This window comes from Leifsonia sp. NPDC077715 (assembly GCF_040686855.1).
Classification (GTDB): Bacteria; Actinomycetota; Actinomycetes; order Actinomycetales; family Microbacteriaceae; genus Leifsonia.
This window is the reverse complement of record NZ_JBFBOG010000001.1, coordinates 33,266-51,749: the sequence shown is the minus strand read 5'-3', so window position 1 is coordinate 51,749 and position 18,484 is coordinate 33,266. Positions and strand designations below refer to the sequence as shown.

General features: G+C 71.5%; 18 protein-coding genes, 1 other RNA gene and 1 pseudogene. 10 read left to right on the top strand and 10 right to left on the bottom strand.

Annotated elements, in window-relative coordinates; genetic code table 11:
* Both AB0P25_RS00240 and AB0P25_RS00235 read right to left on the bottom strand, forming a co-directional pair.
* Complete coding sequence (locus tag AB0P25_RS00240; protein WP_363804697.1) at window positions 1-840, bottom strand: cytochrome c; 840 nt, start codon at window positions 838-840, stop codon at window positions 1-3.
* A gap of 22 nt (window positions 841-862) precedes the next feature.
* Window positions 863-1,507: a heme-copper oxidase subunit III gene (locus AB0P25_RS00235; RefSeq protein ID WP_064109289.1), complete on the bottom strand. Its 645-nt coding sequence runs from the start codon at window positions 1,505-1,507 to the stop codon at window positions 863-865.
* A 132-nt stretch (window positions 1,508-1,639) separates the two neighbouring features.
* On the opposite strand from AB0P25_RS00235, the gene trpD reads away from it, so the two are divergent.
* The 4 genes from trpD to dhaM are packed head-to-tail and all read left to right on the top strand — an operon-like array spanning window position 1,640 to window position 5,080.
* Window positions 1,640-2,689 (top strand): anthranilate phosphoribosyltransferase, encoded by a 1,050-nt coding sequence (gene trpD, locus AB0P25_RS00230; RefSeq protein ID WP_363804695.1) that lies wholly within the window; start codon window positions 1,640-1,642, stop codon window positions 2,687-2,689.
* Window positions 2,690-2,712: 23 nt separating this feature from the next.
* Window positions 2,713-3,711, top strand: a complete 999-nt coding sequence (gene dhaK, locus AB0P25_RS00225) for a dihydroxyacetone kinase subunit DhaK (protein ID WP_363804694.1) — start codon at window positions 2,713-2,715, stop codon at window positions 3,709-3,711.
* A 32-nt stretch (window positions 3,712-3,743) separates the two neighbouring features.
* Complete coding sequence (gene dhaL / locus AB0P25_RS00220; protein ID WP_363804692.1) at window positions 3,744-4,385, top strand: dihydroxyacetone kinase subunit DhaL; 642 nt, start codon at window positions 3,744-3,746, stop codon at window positions 4,383-4,385.
* Window positions 4,382-5,080: a dihydroxyacetone kinase phosphoryl donor subunit DhaM gene (gene dhaM / locus AB0P25_RS00215; protein WP_363804691.1), complete on the top strand. Its 699-nt coding sequence runs from the start codon at window positions 4,382-4,384 to the stop codon at window positions 5,078-5,080. Before dhaL ends, dhaM begins: the two co-directional genes overlap by 4 nt.
* Before the next feature lie 79 nt (window positions 5,081-5,159).
* Here dhaM and AB0P25_RS00210 read toward each other — a convergent pair whose 3' ends face one another.
* Together AB0P25_RS00210 and AB0P25_RS00205 are read right to left on the bottom strand one after the other, a co-directional pair.
* Window positions 5,160-5,669: a GNAT family N-acetyltransferase gene (locus tag AB0P25_RS00210; RefSeq protein ID WP_363804689.1), complete on the bottom strand. Its 510-nt coding sequence runs from the start codon at window positions 5,667-5,669 to the stop codon at window positions 5,160-5,162.
* A gap of 2 nt (window positions 5,670-5,671) precedes the next feature.
* Window positions 5,672-6,970 (bottom strand): aminotransferase class I/II-fold pyridoxal phosphate-dependent enzyme, encoded by a 1,299-nt coding sequence (locus tag AB0P25_RS00205; protein WP_363804688.1) that lies wholly within the window; start codon window positions 6,968-6,970, stop codon window positions 5,672-5,674.
* Between the two features lie 62 nt (window positions 6,971-7,032).
* Here AB0P25_RS00205 and AB0P25_RS00200 point away from each other — a divergent pair, with 62 nt between their 5' ends.
* Window positions 7,033-7,689: a DUF1345 domain-containing protein gene (locus AB0P25_RS00200; RefSeq protein ID WP_363804686.1), complete on the top strand. Its 657-nt coding sequence runs from the start codon at window positions 7,033-7,035 to the stop codon at window positions 7,687-7,689.
* Window positions 7,690-7,719: 30 nt separating this feature from the next.
* Here AB0P25_RS00200 and AB0P25_RS00195 read toward each other — a convergent pair whose 3' ends face one another.
* Together AB0P25_RS00195 and AB0P25_RS00190 are read right to left on the bottom strand one after the other, a co-directional pair.
* Window positions 7,720-8,199 carry a dihydrofolate reductase gene (locus AB0P25_RS00195; protein WP_363804684.1) on the bottom strand — a complete coding sequence of 160 codons (480 nt, stop codon included), beginning with the start codon at window positions 8,197-8,199 and terminating at the stop codon, window positions 7,720-7,722.
* On the bottom strand, window positions 8,196-9,002 hold the full coding sequence (locus AB0P25_RS00190; RefSeq protein WP_363804683.1) for a thymidylate synthase: 807 nt from the start codon (window positions 9,000-9,002) through the stop codon (window positions 8,196-8,198). The genes AB0P25_RS00195 and AB0P25_RS00190 overlap by 4 nt, the downstream gene beginning before the upstream one ends.
* A 59-nt stretch (window positions 9,003-9,061) precedes the next feature.
* Between AB0P25_RS00190 and AB0P25_RS00185 the strand changes: the two genes are divergently transcribed.
* From AB0P25_RS00185 to rnpB, 4 genes are all read left to right on the top strand, one after another.
* On the top strand, window positions 9,062-11,182 hold the full coding sequence (locus tag AB0P25_RS00185; RefSeq protein ID WP_363804682.1) for a cytosine permease: 2,121 nt from the start codon (window positions 9,062-9,064) through the stop codon (window positions 11,180-11,182).
* Window positions 11,183-11,272: 90 nt separating this feature from the next.
* Entirely contained in the window at window positions 11,273-12,091 is an 819-nt protein-coding gene (locus AB0P25_RS00180) for a Nif3-like dinuclear metal center hexameric protein (RefSeq protein WP_363804680.1), read from the top strand.
* Between the two features lie 28 nt (window positions 12,092-12,119).
* The gene (locus AB0P25_RS00175; protein WP_363804679.1) at window positions 12,120-12,854 is read left to right on the top strand and encodes a C4-type zinc ribbon domain-containing protein; all 735 of its coding nucleotides are present in this window, start codon (window positions 12,120-12,122) and stop codon (window positions 12,852-12,854) included.
* A 43-nt stretch (window positions 12,855-12,897) separates the two neighbouring features.
* An RNA gene (rnpB, locus tag AB0P25_RS00170) (RNase P RNA component class A) lies at window positions 12,898-13,268 on the top strand.
* A gap of 20 nt (window positions 13,269-13,288) precedes the next feature.
* Here rnpB and AB0P25_RS00165 read toward each other — a convergent pair.
* The 4 genes and pseudogenes from AB0P25_RS00165 to map form a co-directional block, all read right to left on the bottom strand.
* Window positions 13,289-13,972: pseudogene (locus AB0P25_RS00165) on the bottom strand (response regulator); the annotation flags it as partial.
* Window positions 13,969-16,482, bottom strand: coding sequence for an ATP-binding protein (locus AB0P25_RS00160; RefSeq protein ID WP_363804677.1), 2,514 nt, complete (start codon window positions 16,480-16,482; stop codon window positions 13,969-13,971). The pseudogene AB0P25_RS00165 and the gene AB0P25_RS00160, both read right to left, overlap by 4 nt.
* An 18-nt stretch (window positions 16,483-16,500) precedes the next feature.
* Entirely contained in the window at window positions 16,501-17,334 is an 834-nt protein-coding gene (ppgK, locus tag AB0P25_RS00155; RefSeq protein WP_363804676.1) for a polyphosphate--glucose phosphotransferase, read from the bottom strand.
* Window positions 17,335-17,379: 45 nt separating this feature from the next.
* A complete protein-coding gene (map, locus tag AB0P25_RS00150) occupies window positions 17,380-18,246 on the bottom strand; it encodes a type I methionyl aminopeptidase (RefSeq protein ID WP_363804675.1) in 867 nt (288 codons plus the stop codon).
* A gap of 12 nt (window positions 18,247-18,258) precedes the next feature.
* Here map and AB0P25_RS00145 point away from each other — a divergent pair, with 12 nt between their 5' ends.
* On the top strand, window positions 18,259-18,468 hold the full coding sequence (locus AB0P25_RS00145) for an SPOR domain-containing protein (protein WP_115697159.1): 210 nt from the start codon (window positions 18,259-18,261) through the stop codon (window positions 18,466-18,468).
* The last annotated feature ends 16 nt before the right edge of the window (window positions 18,469-18,484 follow it).

Here is an 18,484-nt window from a genome sequence, read left to right as displayed (position 1 = left end):
TTAGTTCGACTTCGCCGTGATCCACACGGTGAGGGCGACGATGGCGCCCAGACCGAAGATCCAGAGGAAGAGGCCCTCGGCCACCGGGCCGAGCGAGCCGAGCTCGAAACCGCCCGGGGAGGGGTTGTTCTGGATGTACTTCAGGTACGTGATGATGTCGGCCTTGCCCTGCGGCGTGATGTTGAGGTCGTTGAACACGGGCATGTTCTGCGGACCGGTGACCATGGCCTCGTAGATGTGCTGGGCGCTGACGCCGGTGAGCGGCGGGGCGTACTTGCCCTCGGTCAGCGCGCCGCCGGCGCCGGCGACGTTGTGGCACATCGCGCAGTTGATGCGGAAGAGCTCGGCGCCGTGCGCGGCGTCGCCCTTGCCGTCGAGGTACTTCTGCTCCGGGATGGACGGCCCTGGGGCGAGGGAGGCGACGTAGTCGGCCAGCGCCTTCACCTGGTCGTTGGTGAACTGGACCGGCTTCTCCTGCGCCTGCGGGCCCTGCATCTGCATCGGCATGCGGCCGGTGCCGACCTGGAAGTCGACCGCGGCGGCGCCGACGCCGATCAGGCTCGGCGCGACAGAGCTGCCCTGGGCGTCGAGGCCGTGGCAGGTGGCGCAGTTGGCCTGGAAGAGCTTCTTGCCCTCGTCGACCGAGCTCTGGCTCGCGGCCGCGACCTGGGCCTCGTCGGCGGAGGCCGTGGTGGTGGTGAACGCGGCGTACGCGCCGCCGGTCAGTCCCAGGCCGATCGCGAGGAGCGCGACGGTGGCCAGCGGGTGGCGACGGCCGCCCTTGCGGGAGGCCTTGGCCGAACGGGCCGGCTTGACCGTGCTGGGGTTTTTCGGACGCATGGGGTGAAGAGGCTCCTGTTTCCTATCGGATGATGTAGATGACCGCGAACAGTCCGATCCACACGACGTCGACGAAGTGCCAGTAGTAGGAGACGACGATGGCGCTGGTCGCCTCCTTGTGGCCGAAGATCTTGACCGCGAACGCGCGGCCGATGACGAGGAGGAAGGCGATGAGGCCGCCCGTGACGTGGAGGGCGTGGAAGCCGGTCGTCAGGTAGAAGGCGGAGCCGTAGGCGTTGGAGCTGAGCGCGATGCCCTCGGACACCAGCGTCGCGTACTCGAGCACCTGACCCGAGACGAAGATCGCGCCCATGATGTAGGTCAGCGTGAACCACTCGACCATGCCCCAGCGCCAGAACTGCAGGATGCCGCCCGCGCGGCGCGGCTGCATGCGCTCGGCGGCGAACACGCCGAACTGGCAGGTGACCGAGCTGAGCACCAGGATGATCGTGTTCGTCAGCGCGTACGGCACGTTGAGGTGCTGCGTCTCGGCGGCCCACAGATCGGGCGACGTCGACCGGAGGGTGAAGTAGATCGCGAACAGGCCCGCGAAGAACATCACCTCCGACCCGAGCCAGACGATGGTGCCGACGGCCACGACGTTGGGCCGGTTGATAACCGGCGCACTCGCTGAGGGAGAAAGGGAGGTGCTCGTCACGTAACCCATTATGGCTGAAAAGAAGCCGGGGTTTTCTCACCAAGGGGGCTTGAATCGGCCCTATTTCCGGTTAGGACAGCCTCAGTCGGGGCTGGATGGCCGGTATCGCCGTGGCGTGTCGGCCGCCGATAGGATCACATCATGGTCCACACGCAGTCCTGGTCGTCCGTGCTGACGTCTCTCCTGGCGGGGGAGCACCTGAGCGTGGCGGACGCGGCCTGGGCGATGGACCAGGTCATGAGCGGCGAGGCGACGGACGCCCAGCTCGCCGCCTTCCTCATCGCGCTGCGCGCCAAGGGCGAGACGGTGGACGAGATCGTCGGCTTCCGCGACGCCATCCTCGGCCATGCGGTCCCGCTCGACGTCGACCCGATGGCGCTCGACATCGTCGGCACCGGCGGGGACCGCTTCGGGACCGTGAACGTCTCCACCACCGCGTCCATCGTGGCCGCAGCGGCCGGGGTACCGGTCATCAAGCACGGCAACCGCGCGGCGAGCTCGTCGTCCGGGTCGTCGGACGTGCTGGCCGCGCTCGGCATCGACCTCACGCTCTCGGCCGACCGGGTCGCCGAGGTGCTGCGCGTCGCCGGCATCACGTTCGCCTTCGCGAGCGCGTTCCACCCGGGATTCGGCAACGCCGGCCCCGTGCGGGCGCAGCTCGGCGTCCCCACCGTCTTCAACTACCTCGGACCGCTGTGCAACCCGGCGCGCCCCGAGGCGTCCGCGGTCGGCGTCGCGACGCTCGACCGCATCCCGCTCATCGTCGGCGTGTTCCAGACCCGCGGCGCGACCGCGCTGGTCTTCCGCGGCGACGACGGGCTCGACGAGCTGTCGACCACCGGTCACAGCCACGTCTGGGAGGTCTCCCGGGGCCTCGTCACCGAGCACGACATCGACCCGCGCGACCTCGGCATCCCGAGGGCCCGGATCGAGGACCTGCTGGGGAAGGACGCCGCGTACAATGCGGCGGTCGTGCGTGCCGTGCTCGCGGGAGAAGAAGGCCCCGTGCGCGACATCGTCCTGCTCAACGCGGCGGCCGGGCTCGTGTCCTACGAGCTCGCGTCCGACCCGTCGAGGGTCCAGGTGTCCATCCTGGATCGTTTCCGTTCGCAAATGGCGGTCGCAGCCCAAGCGATCGACTCCGGGGCCGCGGCCGCGAAGCTCGACCAGTGGGTGGCGGCGACGCACTGACAGCAGTGGAAGGAAGGGTTTCGATGAAGAAGCTCATCAACGACGTACCCGACGTCGTGACCGAGTCCCTCGCGGGGTTCGGCCGGGCTCACGCAGACATCGTCCGGGTGTCGCAGGATCCGAAGTTCGTCTCCCGGGCCGATGGGCCCGTCCAGGGCAAGGTCGGACTGGTCAGCGGCGGCGGCAGCGGCCATGAGCCCCTGCACGCCGGCTTCGTCGGCAAGGGCATGCTGGACGCCGCCGTTCCCGGCGAGGTCTTCACCTCGCCCACGCCGATGCCGATCGTCGAGGCCACCAAGGCGGCCGACGGCGGCGCCGGCGTGCTCCACATCGTCAAGAACTACACGGGCGACGTGCTGAACTTCGAGACAGCGGCCGACCTGGTCGGCGCCGAGGGCATCACGGTGCGCGCGGTGGTCACGAACGACGACGTCGCGGTGCAGGACTCCCTGTACACCGCGGGCCGCCGCGGCGTCGCCGGCACGGTCCTGGTCGAGAAGATCGCGGGCGCCTCCGCGGACCGCGGAGACGACCTCGACACGGTCACGGCGATCGCCGAGCGGGTCAACGCGAACGTCCGGTCGATCGGCCTCGCGCTGACCGACGGCACGGTCCCGCACGCCGGCGAGCCCGGCTTCGTGCTCCCCGAGGACGAGATCGAGTTCGGCGTCGGCATCCACGGCGAGCCGGGGCGCGAGCGCATCAAGCTCGAGCCGGCGGACCGCCTCGTCGACCGGATGATGGACGCGATCCTCGCCGACCTCTCGTACGAGGGCTCGCCGGTGCTCCTTTTCGTCAACGGCATGGGCGGCACGCCGCTGTCGGAGCTGTACATCCTGTACCGTCGCGCGGCCGAGATCCTCGACGAGCGCGGCATCCAGATCAGCCGGTCGCTCGTGGGCAACTACGTCACCTCGCTCGAGATGCAGGGCGCATCCATCACCCTGCTCAAGCTGGACGACGAGTTCACGCAGCTGTGGGACGCCCCCGTCCACACCGCCGCGCTGCGCTGGGGCATCTGACAAGCCGGACCGACAACGACAAGGAGGCGTCGATGACGCTGGACACGAACTGGGTGAAGGCGTGGATCTCCGCCGCCGCCGATTCCATCGGCGAGCACAAGCAGGAGCTCAACACCCTCGATCGCGAGATCGGCGACGGCGACCACGGCGAGAACATGGACCGCGGGCTGCGCGCCTCGGTCGCCGCCCTGGAGAAGCTGCCGGACGACGCGACGCCGAACGCGGCGCTGCGATCGGTCGCGATGACGCTGATCTCGACGGTGGGCGGCGCGTCGGGCCCGCTCTACGGCACCGCGTTCCTCAAGGCGGCGGAGCCGGTCGGCACGGGCGACGAGATCGAGACCCAAGCCCTCGTGGCGGCCCTGGCGGCCGCTCGTGATGGCATCGTGTCCCGCGGCAAGGCCGAACCGGGTGACAAGACCATGATCGACGCCTGGACGCCGGCCGTCGACGCCGCGCGGGCGGACCAGGAGTCCGGGGCCTCGGCCGCGGGCATCCTGGCCGCCGCGGCGGAGGCGGCGGAGAAGGGCGCGGAGGCCACCGAGCCCCTGGTCGCCCGGAAGGGCCGCGCGAGCTACCTGGGCGAGCGGTCGGCCGGGCACCGCGACCCCGGAGCCCAGTCGACCGCACTCATCCTGCGAGCGGCGGCGCAGACGGCCGAGGCGGCCGGATGAGCGGGAAGGTCGGCATCGTCTTCGTCTCGCACAGTTCCCGGATCGCCGCGGGGATGGTCGACCTCGCCGGTCAGATGGCGGGATCGGTGCACCTGGTCGCCGCGGGCGGCACGGACGACGACGGGATCGGCACGAGCTTCACCAAGGTCATGTCCGGTGTCGCAGAGGCCGAGAGCGGTGAGGGCGTCGTCGTGATCAGCGACCTGGGCTCCGCGCTCCTCACGGCGGAGACCGTGCTCGACATGCTCGACGAGGACCAGCGGGCGCGCGTCCGCGTGGTCGACGTCCCGTTCGTCGAGGGCGGAGTGGCGGCCGCGGTCGCCGCCGAGTCGGGGAGCGGCCTGGACGCGGTCGCCGAGGCCGCGCGCGGCGCGGTCGACGCGTGGGCCGGATCCGGCGGCGACGCCGCTCCGGAGCCCGAGGCTGCGGCCGCCACCGGCCCCTACGAACGCGAGGTGGTCGTCCGCAACCCGGAAGGCCTCCACGCCCGTCCCGCGGCCGAGTTCGTCAAGCTCGCCAACACCTTCCCGGTCAAAGTGACGGTCAACGGCAAGGACGCGAAGAGCCTCCTCGGCATCATGTCGCTCGGCCTGACGGCCGGGTCGACCGCGCGCATCGCCTCGGACGACGCGGACGGCCGCGCCGCCGTGGACGCGCTGGCCGACCTCGTCGACACCGGCTTCGGCGAGGTCTGACCCGGCCCGCGTCGCCGGCGAGAACAGGAAAACGTCGCCTCCGCACACGCGGGGCGACGTTTTTTCGTGCTCGGCGGCGTCAGGACGACGGCAGCGGGAGTGCCATCTCGCGCTCGAGCGCCGTGCGATCGAGCGGATAGGGCTGCGTGCGACCGGTGAAGACGAAGCCGCGCCGCAGGTACGAGCGGATGGCCGGCTCGTTGTCCTCGTGCACCTCCAGCAGCAGCCGGTCGCTCCGTCCCCGCGCCCAGGCGATGACGGCGTCGAGGAGCGCATCCGTCATCCCGTGCTCGCGGCCGCGGAACGCCGGGGTCACGTAGACGCCGACGAGGTAGGGGTCGTGTGCGCCGACCGCCTGGTAGCCGCCCATGCTGCCGAGCCAGCGCCCGTCCTGCGCCACCGCGGCGAACAGCGTGGTGGTGCCGATCGTGTTGGAGGCGCGGCGGCGCCAGTGTTCGTCGGGGTGCTGCTTCGCCTGCTCCAGCGTCTCGAGGAAGGCGATCGGCGCATCGGCCAGCATCTCGAACCGGAGGGCGCGGTACGCCTCCCAGTCGTCCTCGGTGCTCGCGCGGACGACCCAGTCGGCCATGGTCAGTCCCGGTCGGCGAGCAGCGTCTCCGCCGCCGCGAGCAGGATGGCCGTGGAGAAGCCCTCGAGTGCGGTGGTCAGCTCGCCGAGCGGCGGCAGGGTGGGCGCGATCCGGATGTTGGCGTCGCGGGGGTCGTCGCCGTACGGGAAGGTCGCGCCCGCCGGCGTGACGGCGATCCCCGCCTCCTTCGCGAGCTGCACCGCGCGCTTCGCCGCGCCGTCGGGCACGTCGAGGCTCACGAAGTAACCGCCCTTCGGCGCGTTCCACGAGCCCGCGCCCCACGGGGCGAGTCGTTCGCGGAAGACGGTGTCGACCGCGGCGAACTTCGGCTCGAGGATGGCGCGGTGCTTCTCCATGTGCGCAACGAGCCCGTCCGCGTCCCGCAGCAGCTGGACGTGGCGCAGCTGGTTGATCTTGTCCGGCCCGATGCTCTGCGCAGCGGAGTTGTGCTGCAACCAGGCGACGTTCGCCTCGGACGCGCCGAAGAACGCGACGCCCGCGCCCGGGTAGGTGACCTTGGAGGTGGACGCGAAGATGAGCGGCCGGTCCGGGTTGCCGGCCTCGGCCGCGAGTGCCAGCACGTCGATCGGCTCGGGGCGGTCGTCGGTGAGGTGGTGGACGACGTAGGCGTTGTCCCAGAACAGACGGAAGTCGGGAGCGGCCGGCAGCGACACGAGGGCGCGCACGACCTCCTCGCTGTACACGGCGCCGGTCGGGTTCGAGTAGACCGGGACGCACCACATGCCCTTGATGCTGTCGTCGGCGGCGAGCAACGAGGCGACGGCGTCGACGTCGGGGCCGTCCTCGTTCATCGGGACCGGGATCATCCGGATGCCGAAGCGCTCCAGGATGGTGAAGTGGCGGTCGTACCCCGGCACCGGTGCCAGGAAGCTGATCGACTGGTTCGCCCAGGGCAGCTCGCCGCCGGGAACGCCGTGGAGGAGCGCCTGCACGATCGTGTCGTGCATGATCGTCAGGCTGGAGTTGCCCAGCGCGAGGAGCTGCGGAACCGGCACCCGAAGCGCCTCGGCGAAGATCGCGCGCAGCTCGGGCAGGCCGTTGGGGCCGCCGTAGTTGCGGAGGTCGGTGCCCGCGGCATCGCGGTAGGCGCCGTCCGGCAGGTGCAGCAGGTCGTTCGACAGGTCGAGCTGTTCGGCGGACGGCTTGCCGCGCGTGATGTCGAGCGAGAGGCCGGCGGCCTTCAGCTCGTCGTAGTCGCGTGCGAAGGCGGCGTGCGCCGCGCGCAGGGTCGGGGTGTCGAGGTCGGCGAGGGGAGCGGGCTGCAGCGGTGCGTCGGTCACGCATCGATCGTACCGGCCGAGCCTCAGGCTCCGCGCGGGCGGCGTGTGCGAACATCCGGAGTGTGACCGACGAAGTGAAGCACCGCCGCGGGATGACCCGGATCAAGATGACCGTCGCCCTGGCGGCGGGCCTGCTCGTCGCGGTCGTCGTCGGGCTCGTCGACGCATGGCATCACGCCCTCATCGCGGGCTGGGCGGCTGCCTGCCTGGTGTACGTGACGTGGGTCTGGGTGGCCGTGTGGAAGCTCGACGGACCTACCACCAAGGACCACGCGACGCTGGAGGACCCGGGACGCCGGACGGCCGACCTGGTGCTCATCCTCGCGGCCGCGGCCAGCGTCGTGGCGGTGGTGTACATCCTGGTAGACGCCCGGAATCTCAAGGGCGGCGCGCAGTTGGGCGTCGCGCTGCTGGCGGTTCTGTCCGTCGCGCTGTCGTGGACGCTGGTGCACACGCTGTACACGCTCCGCTACGCCCGGATCTACTACCGCGGGGGCGGAGGCATCGACTTCAACCAGAAGGAGGAGCCGCAGTACAGCGACTTCGCCTACCTCGCCTTCACCCTCGGGATGACGTTCCAGGTGTCGGACACGAACATCTCCAGCACGTACATCCGGCGCACGATCCTGCATCACGTGCTGCTGTCGTACCTGTTCGGCACGGTCATCGTCGCGGCGACGGTGAACCTCGTGGCCGGTCTGGGCGGCTCCGGAGGCTGACGGAACCCTTCTGTTCCGTACAGGTTCGGATCAGCGCGTGTACGTGAGGAAGCGGTAGCGCATCCCGTTCGAGCCGGTCTGCCAGTCGCCGGCGTCGATGGTCCAGCCGTCGCCCGGGTCGGGCGCGCGGGTGTCCCCGTCGACATCGAGGTCGATCTCGGTGATCTCGAGGCGGTCGGCGCGGGGGAGCGTCTGCGCGTACAACTCGGCGCCGCCGATCACCCAGACGGTGCCGTCGGCCCTGCTGGCGAGTGCGTCGTCGACCGAGTGGGCGACCTGCGCGCCGGGCGCATCCCATCCCTCCTGCCGTGTGACGACGACGTTCGTGCGGCCCGGGAGCGGGCGGTAGCGCTCGGGCAGCGACTCCCAGGTGCGGCGTCCCATTATCACGGGGTCGGAGCCGGTCACCGCGCGGAAGTGTTTGAGATCTTCGGTGAGGTGCCAGGGCATGACTCCGCCCGCGCCGATCACCCGGTCGTGGGCCTGCGCCCAGATCAGCCCGATCGTCATACCGCCACGGCCGCGCGGATGGCGGGGTGGTGCTGGTAGTCCTCGACGACGAAGTCCTCGAACCGGTAGTCGAAGATGCTCTCCGGCTTCCGGGCGAAGCGGAGGGTGGGCGCGGGATACGGGTCGCGCGTCAGCTGCTCCGTCACCTGCTCGACGTGGTTGTCGTAGATGTGGACGTCGCCGCCGGTCCAGACGAACTCGCCCGGCTCGAGGCCGACCTGCTGCGCGACCATGAGTGTCAGCAGCGCGTAGCTGGCGATGTTGAACGGGACGCCGAGGAACATGTCCGCGCTGCGCTGATAGAGCTGGCAGGAGAGCTTGCCGTCGGCGACGTAGAACTGGAAGAAGGCGTGGCAGGGGGCGAGCGCCATGTCCGGGATGTCGGCGACGTTCCAGGCGGAGACGATGATGCGGCGCGAGTCCGGGTCGGTGCGCAGGGTGTCGATCACCTGCTGGATCTGGTCGATGTGCCGGCCGTCGGGCGTCGGCCAGGAGCGCCACTGGACACCGTAGACCGGGCCGAGCTCGCCATCCTGGTCGGCCCACTCGTCCCAGATGGTGACGCCGTTGTCGCGCAGCCACCCGACGTTGCTCTCGCCCCGAAGGAACCACAGCAGCTCGTACGCGATCGACTTGAAGTGGACGCGCTTGGTGGTGACGAGCGGGAAGCCCTCGGCGAGGTCGAACCGCAGCTGGCGGCCGAACACGCTGCGCGTCCCGGTGCCGGTGCGGTCGGATTTGTGGGCGCCGTTCGCCAGGACGTCGCGCAGCAGGTCTTCGTACGGGGTCGCAATCCGGGTCACGCTCCGATGGTACGTGTTCGTCGCTCCAGGTGCGCGCGACGCGTCGGTAGTCTGGCGTCATGGACGGGGCGACGCGCGGCGAGCGGCACAGCGACGACGAGCTCGCCAGCGCGTTGGAGGAGGAGGTCGCGCGGATCACCTCTGCTATTCCGATCATCGTTCCGCGCGCGGAGACGTCGGCGGTGGAGGCGCAGCCGGTGGAGGCGCAGCCCGCGGCCGTCGATGAGGACGACGACGCGGACGACGACGAGACGTGGGCCGGGCCGCCGACGGAGTTGATCAGCTTCGACGATCTGCCGGTGCGGCGGGAGCCGACCGGGCCGGAGCCGACGTTCAGCCCGTGGGTGGCGACGGCGGCGATCCCGGTGCAGCGCGGGCCGGCCGAGGAGCCGCCGACGCCTGCAAAGCCGTCGTCGGCACCCGAGCCCGAACCGCCGGCGTACCGGCCGATCGCGCGCGCGGAACCGCTCGACTTCGTCCCGCCGGAGCTGGCGCCGCGCGACTCGCAGCCGGTGCCGGTCGTCCCAGCCGCGCAGCCGCAGCGCGAGCCCGATCCGCAGCCCGACGCCGACCCCGAGCCCGAGGCGGCGCCCGAGCCGCGCGGCGAGCCGACGGCCACGCCCGTCGCGGCGGTGGTCGCGGAGCAACCCACGCCGACCCCGGCCGACGCCCCGTCCGAGACGTCCGCACCGGATGCGCCACCCGCCCAGGAGCCCGCCCCGCACCCCGCCGGCCGCCACGCCCGACCGAGCATCCTCACGCCCGAGGCGTCCGACCTCGAGCCGACGCCGCTCCGCGCCCGCGCCGGCCGTGCCTCCCGCATGTTCTGGCTCTGGTTCGCAGGCACGTCCTCGCTCATCAGCGTCGGCGTCGGCGCGACCCTGTTCGTCCTCGGGCTGAGCCTCCGGCAGCTGCTCGTCGCCACCCTGTTCGGCGTCGCCCTCTCCTTCCTCCCGCTCGGCCTCGGCACGCTCGCGGGCAAGTGGAGCGGCCAGCCGACGCTCGTGGTGTCCCGCGCGACGTTCGGTCTGCGCGGCAACCTCCTGCCGACCGTCATCGCCCTCGTGGTCAAGCTGTTCTGGGGTTCCGTGCTCCTGTGGCTGGCCGGCTCGGCGGCGGGGTCGTTGACCGAGGCGGAGGGGTGGCCGGGCAACGCCGTCGCTGCGACGGTGGCCGCGCTCGCCGTGACGATCGTCATCGCCGTCGCGGTCGCGTACATCGGGTACGCGCTGGTGGCGCGGGTCCAGCTGGTGCTGACCATCGCGTCCGCCGTCCTCATCGTGCTGATGATCATGGCGACGTGGCAGCACGTCGACCTCTCGCGGGCGCTGGATGCTCCCGACGCCCTGTGGACGCACGTCGTGACCGGCGCCGTCCTCGTGCTCAGCTACGTCGGCCTCGCCTGGGCGATGAGCAGCGCGGAGGTCGCGCGCTACCAGCGTCCGCTGTCGTCCGGCGGGGCGGCCATGCTCTGGGCGACCTTCGGCGCGGGCGTCCCGCCGTTCGTGCTCGTGTCGTACGGCGGCCTCCTCGCCGCCTCGAATCCCGGATGGGCGGCCGACCTCGCCCAGGATCCGGTCGGCGCGCTGGTCGGCCTCGGGCTGCCCGGCTGGTACCCCGTCCCGCTGCTGCTGGCGGTCGGCCTATCCCTGATCTCGGCGCTGGTGCTGACGCTGTATTCGACCGGCTTCACGATCGACGCGCTCGGCGTGCGGCTGGGGCGGCGGTGGAGCACGCTGGTGGCCGGCGCCGCCATCGCGATCGTCGGCGGTGTGCTGGCGGCGACGGTGACCGACCTGTCCTCGGTGATCCGCGGGGTGCCGACCGCGCTGTCGGTGCCGGTCGCGGCGTGGGTCGGCGTGTTCTCCGGGGAGATGATGCTGCGGACCCGGCGCCTGCACTCGCCGTCGCTGCTGGAGCGCGGCGGCGCCTATCCGGACTGGCGCTGGACCAATCTGGGCCTCCTGGTGGCGGCAACGGCGGTCGGGCTCGGGACGGTGAGCTCGCCGCTGTCCTGGCTCGGCTGGGAAGGGTATCTGTTCCGGATGATCGGGATCGATCCGCAGGCGGGGATCGGCACGAGCAACATCGGCGTCGTGATCGCCCTCGTGATCGGGCTGTTCGGCGTGCTGGTGTCGGCCGCGCCGGCGGTGCGCCGGCAGGAGCAGTCCGTCGAGTGACGCCCTCCACAGGCAGACGCGCATGCCGGGTTCTCCACAGATCCAAGGCCGCCCGCTCGTGCCGCGGACCCATCCCGTAGGCTGATCGACGTGCCGAACACCCTCGCCTCCGTCCGCGACACCGTCGAGCAGCTGTGGCCGCTCGCCGGTGCCGAGAGCTGGGATGCGCCCGGGCTCGTCACCGGCGATCCGGCGGCTCCCGTGGAGCGCATCCTGCTGGCGGTGGATGCCGTCGCCGCGACGGTCGATGAGGCTGTCGAGCTGCGCGCCGACCTGCTCATCGCCCACCATCCGCTGCTCCTGCGCGGCGTGACGAGCATCGCGGAGGACCGTTACAAGGGCGCCCTCCTCGCGCGGCTCATCCGCGGAGGCGTCGCGCTCTACGCCGCGCACACCACCGCCGACGTGGTCGCCGACGGCACCAGCGATGTGCTCGCCGCGCGCCTCGGCCTCCACGACACGAGTCCCATCGCCGCGGCCGCCGACGGCGTGACCGGCATCGGCCGGGTGGGCGACCTCGCGCAGCCCACGACGCTCGGCCAGCTGGCCCGTGCGGTGGCCGATCTGCTGCCGCCGACCGCCGGCGGCGTGAGAGCGGCGGGCGACTACCACCAGCCCGTCACGCGCGTCGCCGTGTGCGGGGGAGCGGGCGACTCGCTGCTGGGCTCCGACGCCGTGCGAACGGCCGACGTCTACATCACCGCCGACCTGCGCCACCACCCGGCGTCCGAGGCGCGCGAGCAGGCGACGCTCGGCGGAGGCCCGGCGCTGCTCGACGTCTCCCACTGGGCCAGCGAATGGCTCTGGCTCGACACGGCCGCCGAGCAGCTGCGCGCGGCGCTCCCCGGTGTCGAGGTCGTCGTCAGCGAGCTCCGCACCGATCCGTGGGATTTCGCCATCCTGCAATGACCACCCCGCACGAAGGAAGCACCGCATCGTGAAAGCCAGTCCCGCCGACCAGAACGAGCTCCTGCGCCTGCAGGCCGCCGACACCCGCCTCGCGCAGCTCGCGCACGCGGCCAAGAACCTGCCGCAGCTGGCCGAGCTGGCGAAGCTCCAGCCCGAGGTCGAGGCCCTGCGTGCCCGCTGGATCGCCGCCACCGGTGAGCTGGAGGACGCCCGCGCCGAGCTGAAGCGCGTCGAGTCCGATGTCGAGGTGGTCGAGGCCCGGGTCAAGCGCGACACCGACCGGGTGCAGCAGACGGCGTCCGTCAAGGACGTGCAGGCGCTCGAGGCTGAACTCGCCTCGCTGGCCCGCCGCAAGGACGACCTCGAGGAGATCGAGCTGAACGTCATGGAGCGCGTCGGGACGCTGGAGGGCGCGCTCGCCGCGGTGGAGGCGGAGCGCGCCGAACTCGGCTCGCGCGTGGAGGCGCTGGAGGCGCAGCGCGACGAGGAGGCCGGCAAGCTCGACGTGCAGCGCAAGGCCGCCGCGGCCGACCGCGCGGCGATCGCCGAGGCGCTTCCCGCCGACCTGATCGAGCTGTACGAGCGGCAGCGCACCCGCTACGGCATCGGTGCCGCTGCGCTCATCCGCGGCGTCTCGATGGGCTCCAACGTGAAGCTGACCGAGTCCGACCTCTCCGAGATCCGCCGGGCCGCGGCCGACGACGTCGTGCTGTGCCCGGACAGCGGCGCCATCCTGGTCCGCGGCGAGGACAGCGGGCTCTGACCCAGGTTCGGCCGACGCCGCTGCGCTAGGGTGGAGGCCGGAATGGGTCGGCAAGACGGTCGCGTCGGTCCGCGTCAGCGGGCCGCCGAGGAACGTCCGGGCTCCGCAGAGCAGGGCGGTGGGTAACACCCACCCGGGGCAACCCGCGAGAAAGTGCAACAGAAAGCAGACCGCCGGGAGGCTCGCCTCCCGGTAAGGGTGAAACGGTGGTGTAAGAGACCACCAGCGGCCGGGGTGACCCGGCCGGCTGGGTAAACCTCGCCCGGAGCAAGGTCGGACAGGGGACCATGAGGCTGCTCGCCTCGTCCCCGGGTAGACCGCTGGAGGGCGGCGGCAACGTCGCTCCGAGATAGATGGCCGTCCACGGCGCCTCGCGCGCCGAGACAGAACCCGGCGTATCAGCCGGCCCATTCCCCTTCGTCGCCCGGGCCCTCATCGGGCACGAACCGGTACCCCATCCCGGGCTCGGTGAGCAGGTACCGCGGCTGCGACGGCTGCGGCTCCAGCTTCTTGCGCAGCTGCGCCAGGTAGAGCCGCAGATAGCCGGTGTCCTTCGTGTACTGCGGTCCCCAGACCTGTGTGAGCAGCGCCTGCCGGGTGACCAGCCGTCGAGGGTTGCGCAGCAGCACCTCGAGCAGCTGCCACTCCGTCGGCGTCAACCGGACCGGATGCGCGCCCTCGGCATCCCGCCGGGTCACCTGGTGGGCGGCCAGGTCGACGGTGACGTCGCCGAACGCGATCACCGGTTCGTCCGCGGTCGTCGTCTGCCGCCGGGTGAGGGCGCGGATGCGGGCGAGCAGTTCGTCCGCGGCGAACGGCTTGGTGACGTAGTCGTCGGCGCCGGCGTCCAGCGCATCCACCTTGTCGGCCGAGCCGGTGCGTCCCGAGACGACGAGGATCGGCACGCTGGTCCAGCCCCGCAGTCCCTCGATCACCTCGATGCCGTTCAGCTCCGGCATCCCGAGGTCGAGCATGACGAGGTCGGGATGCGTCTCGACGGCGACCGACAGCGCCTCGGCGCCCGTGCGCGCGGTCAGCACCTCGTAGCCGCGCGCGGTGAGCAGGATGCGCAGAGCCCGCAGGATCTGCGGGTCGTCGTCCGCGATCAGGATCTTCATGCGTCACCTCCGGCCGCCGGGAGCGAGACCACCATGGTGAGGCCGCCGCCGGGCGTGTCCTCGACGTCGAGCGTCCCGCCCATCCCCTCGACGAAGCCCTTCGAGAGGGCGAGCCCGAGGCCGATCCCGGAGTCGTTGTCGGTGTCGGACAGCCGCTGGAACGGGGCGAATACCGCCTCCCGCCGCTCCTCGGGGATCCCGGGGCCGCGGTCGATCACCCGGAGCTGCACGGTCCCGGCGAACGCGCTCGCCGCGAGCACGGGCGGTGTGCCGGGCGGGCTGTAGCGGAGCGCGTTGCCGAGCAGGTTCACGAGCACGCGCTGCAGGAGCACGCCGTCGGCGAGCAGGGGAGGGACATCGGGGGAGAGGTCGAGCTCCACATCTCCTGGGCCGATGCCGAGCTCGTCGAGAGCGGGCAGGACGATGTCGTCCAGCTCGGTCGGCGCGAGCGAGACCGCGAGCACGCCCGCCTGCACGCGGCTCGCGTCGAGCAGGTCGGTGACCAGCGCGGCCAGCCCGCGCAGGCTGTCCTCGGCGGTCTCGAGCAGCGCCTCCCGGTCGCCCTCGCTGAGCGCCAGCTCCTCCTGACGCAGGGTGGTCACGGCCGCGGTCGCCGCCGCCAGCGGGCGACGCAGGTCGTGGCCGACGGCCGCCAGCAGGGCGCTCCGTACCCGGTCCGCTTCGGCGAGCGGCGCGAGCTCGGCAGCGGTGGCGGTCAGCTCGCGGTGCTCCAGGGCGGCATCCAATTGCGCGACGATCGCGGAGAGCAGGCGCCGGTCGCTCGCCTCGAGATCCCGGCCGTACAGCTCCAGGCTCGCGCGGGCGTCGGCAGCGCCGCGGCCGTCCACGGTTCCCACCGGGATGCGCTGGGCGGGCTCGCCGTCCGGCTCCGTGCCGTCGCTCGCCACGACGTCTCCACCCGGCATCACCAGCCGGACCGCGGTCAGCCCGAACGCCTCCCGCGTCCGCATCACGATCGCCTGCACGGCGTCCTCGCCGCGGATGACCTCGCCCGCGACGGTCGCCAGCAGCTCCGCCTCCGCCGCCGCCCGTTGCGCTGCGCGCGTGCGCCGGGCGGCCTGGTCGACGACGAGGCTGACCAGGGCGGCGATCACCACGTAGAGGATGAGCGCGAGCAGGTGGAGCGGTTCGCCGACCGTGATCGTGTACAGCGGCTCCACGAAGAAGAAGTCGAGCGTCAGCCCGGACAGCAGGGCGGCGAACAGGGCCGGCCAGATGCCGCCCACGAGTGCGACGACCACGACGAGCAGCTGGTAGCTGAGCACGTCCGCCGTCATCGACTCGTGCGAGCGCCCGGTGGTCAGCAGCAGGGTGAGCAGGGGCCCGCCGACCAGGGCCAGCAGGAAGCCGTACACCCGCCTGCGGACGGTCAGGCCGCCCTTCGGGCGCGGCAACGCGAACCGCCCGCCCGCTCGCGCATGCGACACGATGTGCACGTCGATGTCGCCGGACTCGCGGATCACCGTCGCGCCGATGCCCGGGCCGGTCAGCAGTGCGGACAGTCGGCTGCGGCGCGAGACGCCGATGACCAGCTGCGTCGCACTCTCACCGCGCGCGAACTCGACCAGGGCCCGCGGGATGTCCTCGCCGACCACCTGGTGGTAGCTGCCGCCGAGCTGTTCGACGAGCGCGCGCTGGTTCGCCAGGACGCCGGGCGCCGCCTCGCGGAGGCCGTCCTGACTCGTGACGTGGACCGCCAGCAGCTCGCCGCCGGAGCTCCGGGCCGCGATGCGGGCGCCGCGGCGGAGCAGTGTCTCGCCCTCGGGTCCGCCGGTGAGCGCGACGACGACGCGCTCGCGCGCCTCCCACGTGCCGGCGATGCCGTGCTCGGCGCGGTACTGCTGCAGGGCGCTGTCCACCTCGTCGGCGAGCCACAGCAGCGCCAGCTCGCGCAGAGCCGTCAGGTTGCCGAGCCGGAAGTAGTTCGACAGCGCCGCATCCACTCGCGCCGCCGGGTAGACCACACCCTCGGCCAGCCGGTCGCGCAGCGCCTGCGGCGCGAGGTCCACCAGCTCGATCCGGTCCGCCCGGCGCAGCACGGCGTCCGGGATGGTCTCGCGCTGCGGCACGCCCGTGATCTGCTCGACCACGTCGTTCAGCGACTCGATGTGCTGGATGTTGACGGTCGAGATCACGTCGATCCCGGCCTCCAGCAGGTCTTCGACGTCTTGCCAGCGCTTCGCGTGCTCCGAGCCGGGCGCGTTCGTGTGCGCGAGCTCGTCCACGAGCGCGACCTGCGGATGCCGCCGAAGCACCGCGTCCAGATCCATCTCGTCGAGGGTCACCCCGCGGTGCTCGACCAGGCGGCGCGGCACCACCTCGAGTCCCTCAAGCAGGGCCGCCGTCGCCACACGACCGTGCGTCTCGACGACCGCCACGACGACGTCCGTGCCCAGAGCGCGGAGACGTTCGCCCTCCTCGAGCATGGCGTACGTCTTCCCGACACCCGGGGCGGCGCCGAGCATGACCCGCAGGCGACCCCGAGCCATCCCTCAGACCTCCGACCGTCAGGCCGGCGTGGGCGCCGGGGCGTCGTCCGGGGTGGCGACCTCGCCGCTCCGGCCGCGCGCGCCCGCGTCACGGCGCTCGCCACGCACCGCGAGGGCGGCGGCGCCGAGGATGCCGGCGTTGTTGCGATGCACGGCCGGCACGATCGGCGTCTTGAGCTTCAGCAGCGGAAGGAACTCCTGGTAGTTCTTCGACACCCCGCCGCCGACGATGAAGAGGTCGGGGGTGAACAGGAACTCGACCTTCGAGTAGTACTTCTGCAGGCGCTTCGCCCACTTCTCCCAGCTGAGGTCTTCGCGTTCCTTCGCCGAATAGGCCGCCCGCGACTCCGCGTCGTGGCCGTCGATCTCGAGGTGCCCGAGCTCCGCGTTCGGGATGAGGATGCCGTCGTAGATCAGCGCGGACCCGATCCCCGTGCCCAGCGTCGTCATGATGACGAGGCCGTCCTTGCCCTTCGCCGCGCCGAACCGCGTCTCGGCGTACCCGGCGGCGTCGGCGTCGTTGACGAAGTGGATGTCGCGGCCGAGGGCCTTCTCGAACAGGTTCTCGGCGTGCAGCCCGATCCAGTCCTTCGCGACGTTCGCCGCGGACAGGGTGACGCCGTGGCTGACGATCGCCGGGAAGCACACGCCGACGGGCGCCTCCGGCTCCTCCTTGGCCAGCTGGTCGACGATCTCCTTGGTCGTCTCGACGATGTCGTCGGGCTTGCCGCCCGCGGGAGTGGGCAGCTTGACCCGGTCGCTCAGCAGCTCGCCGGTCGACAGATCGACCAGAGCCCCCTTGATCCCCGTGCCGCCGATGTCGATGCCGATCGCGTGCTTCTGCGAAGTCATGCCTCGAATCTACCGCGCCCGCGGCGGTCGCCGCTGGGCGCGGCGTTAGGGGAGCGTGAGGATTTCCGCGCCGCGCTCGGTGACGACCAGCGTGTGCTCGAACTGCGCCGTGATGCTCCGATCCTTGGTTACGACCGTCCAGTCGTCGGGCCACATCTCCCACTCGTGCGTGCCGAGGGTGAGCATCGGCTCGATGGTGAACACCATCCCCGGCTCCATCACGTCGTCGTACGCGGGGGCGGCGTCGTAGTGGGGGATGATCAGGCCGGTGTGGAAGGCCGCGCCGACGCCGTGGCCGGTGAAGTCGCGCACCACCCCGTAGCCGAAGCGCTTCGCGTACGACTCGATCGCGCGGCCGATGACGTTGACCTGCCGGCCGGGCGCGACCGCCTTGATGCCGCGGTTGAGCGCTTCGCGGGTGCGCTCGACCAGCTGGGTGACCTCGTCGGAGGCGGTCCCGGCGATGAAGGTCTGATTGCTGTCGCCGTGGAAGCCGTTCTTGTACGCGGTGATGTCGATGTTGACGATGTCGCCCTCCTCGATCACCGTGTCGTCGGGGATGCCGTGGCAGACGACCTCGTTGACCGAGCTGCAGATCGACTTCGTGAACCCGCGGTAGCCCAGGGTGGACGGGTAGGCGTCGTGGTCGAGCAGGAACTCGTGCCCGATCGCGTCCAGCTCCTCGGTCGTCACGCCCGGTCGGACGTTCTCGCCGACCAGCGCGATGGCCTGCGCGGCGATCCGGCCGGACTCGCGGATCAGCGCCACCTCGTCGGGCGTGTAGACGTCGCCGCGGGTGTAGGGCGCGGGCCCCGGTCGGCCGACGTACTCCGGCCGCGGGATGCGGCTCGGCACCGGGCGCATCGCGGTGACGCGGCCGGGGATGAGGTGACCGGCGGAATCCTTGGGCATACGATCAACTCTATGACGAGCGACGAGTACGGCATCAAGCAGGACGCCGAGCACAAGTACTGGTACAACATGAAGACCGGCGAGGTGGAGCAGGGTTTCCTGTCGCCGGCTCCGAACCGCGTCGGTCCGTTCGACACCCGCGACGAGGCGGAGCATGCGCTCGAGAAGCTGCGCGAGAACTCCGCGAAGTGGGCCGAGGAGGACGCCGAGGAGAACCGCTGAGCGGTGCCTCCCGGCG

What these genes read in the sequence shown, in the direction of transcription:
- AB0P25_RS00240 (WP_363804697.1), bottom strand. Translation starts at nt 840, where the DNA reads ATGCGTCCGAAAAACCCCAGCACGGTCAAGCCGGCCCGTTCGGCCAAG.
- AB0P25_RS00235 (WP_064109289.1), bottom strand. Translation starts at nt 1,507, where the DNA reads ATGGGTTACGTGACGAGCACCTCCCTTTCTCCCTCAGCGAGTGCGCCG.
- trpD (WP_363804695.1), top strand. Translation starts at nt 1,640, where the DNA reads ATGGTCCACACGCAGTCCTGGTCGTCCGTGCTGACGTCTCTCCTGGCG.
- dhaK (WP_363804694.1), top strand. Translation starts at nt 2,713, where the DNA reads ATGAAGAAGCTCATCAACGACGTACCCGACGTCGTGACCGAGTCCCTC.
- dhaL (WP_363804692.1), top strand. Translation starts at nt 3,744, where the DNA reads ATGACGCTGGACACGAACTGGGTGAAGGCGTGGATCTCCGCCGCCGCC.
- dhaM (WP_363804691.1), top strand. Translation starts at nt 4,382, where the DNA reads ATGAGCGGGAAGGTCGGCATCGTCTTCGTCTCGCACAGTTCCCGGATC.
- AB0P25_RS00210 (WP_363804689.1), bottom strand. Translation starts at nt 5,669, where the DNA reads ATGGCCGACTGGGTCGTCCGCGCGAGCACCGAGGACGACTGGGAGGCG.
- AB0P25_RS00195 (WP_363804684.1), bottom strand. Translation starts at nt 8,199, where the DNA reads ATGACGATCGGGCTGATCTGGGCGCAGGCCCACGACCGGGTGATCGGC.
- AB0P25_RS00185 (WP_363804682.1), top strand. Translation starts at nt 9,062, where the DNA reads ATGGACGGGGCGACGCGCGGCGAGCGGCACAGCGACGACGAGCTCGCC.
- AB0P25_RS00160 (WP_363804677.1), bottom strand. Translation starts at nt 16,482, where the DNA reads ATGGCTCGGGGTCGCCTGCGGGTCATGCTCGGCGCCGCCCCGGGTGTC.
- ppgK (WP_363804676.1), bottom strand. Translation starts at nt 17,334, where the DNA reads ATGACTTCGCAGAAGCACGCGATCGGCATCGACATCGGCGGCACGGGG.
- map (WP_363804675.1), bottom strand. Translation starts at nt 18,246, where the DNA reads ATGCCCAAGGATTCCGCCGGTCACCTCATCCCCGGCCGCGTCACCGCG.
- AB0P25_RS00145 (WP_115697159.1), top strand. Translation starts at nt 18,259, where the DNA reads ATGACGAGCGACGAGTACGGCATCAAGCAGGACGCCGAGCACAAGTAC.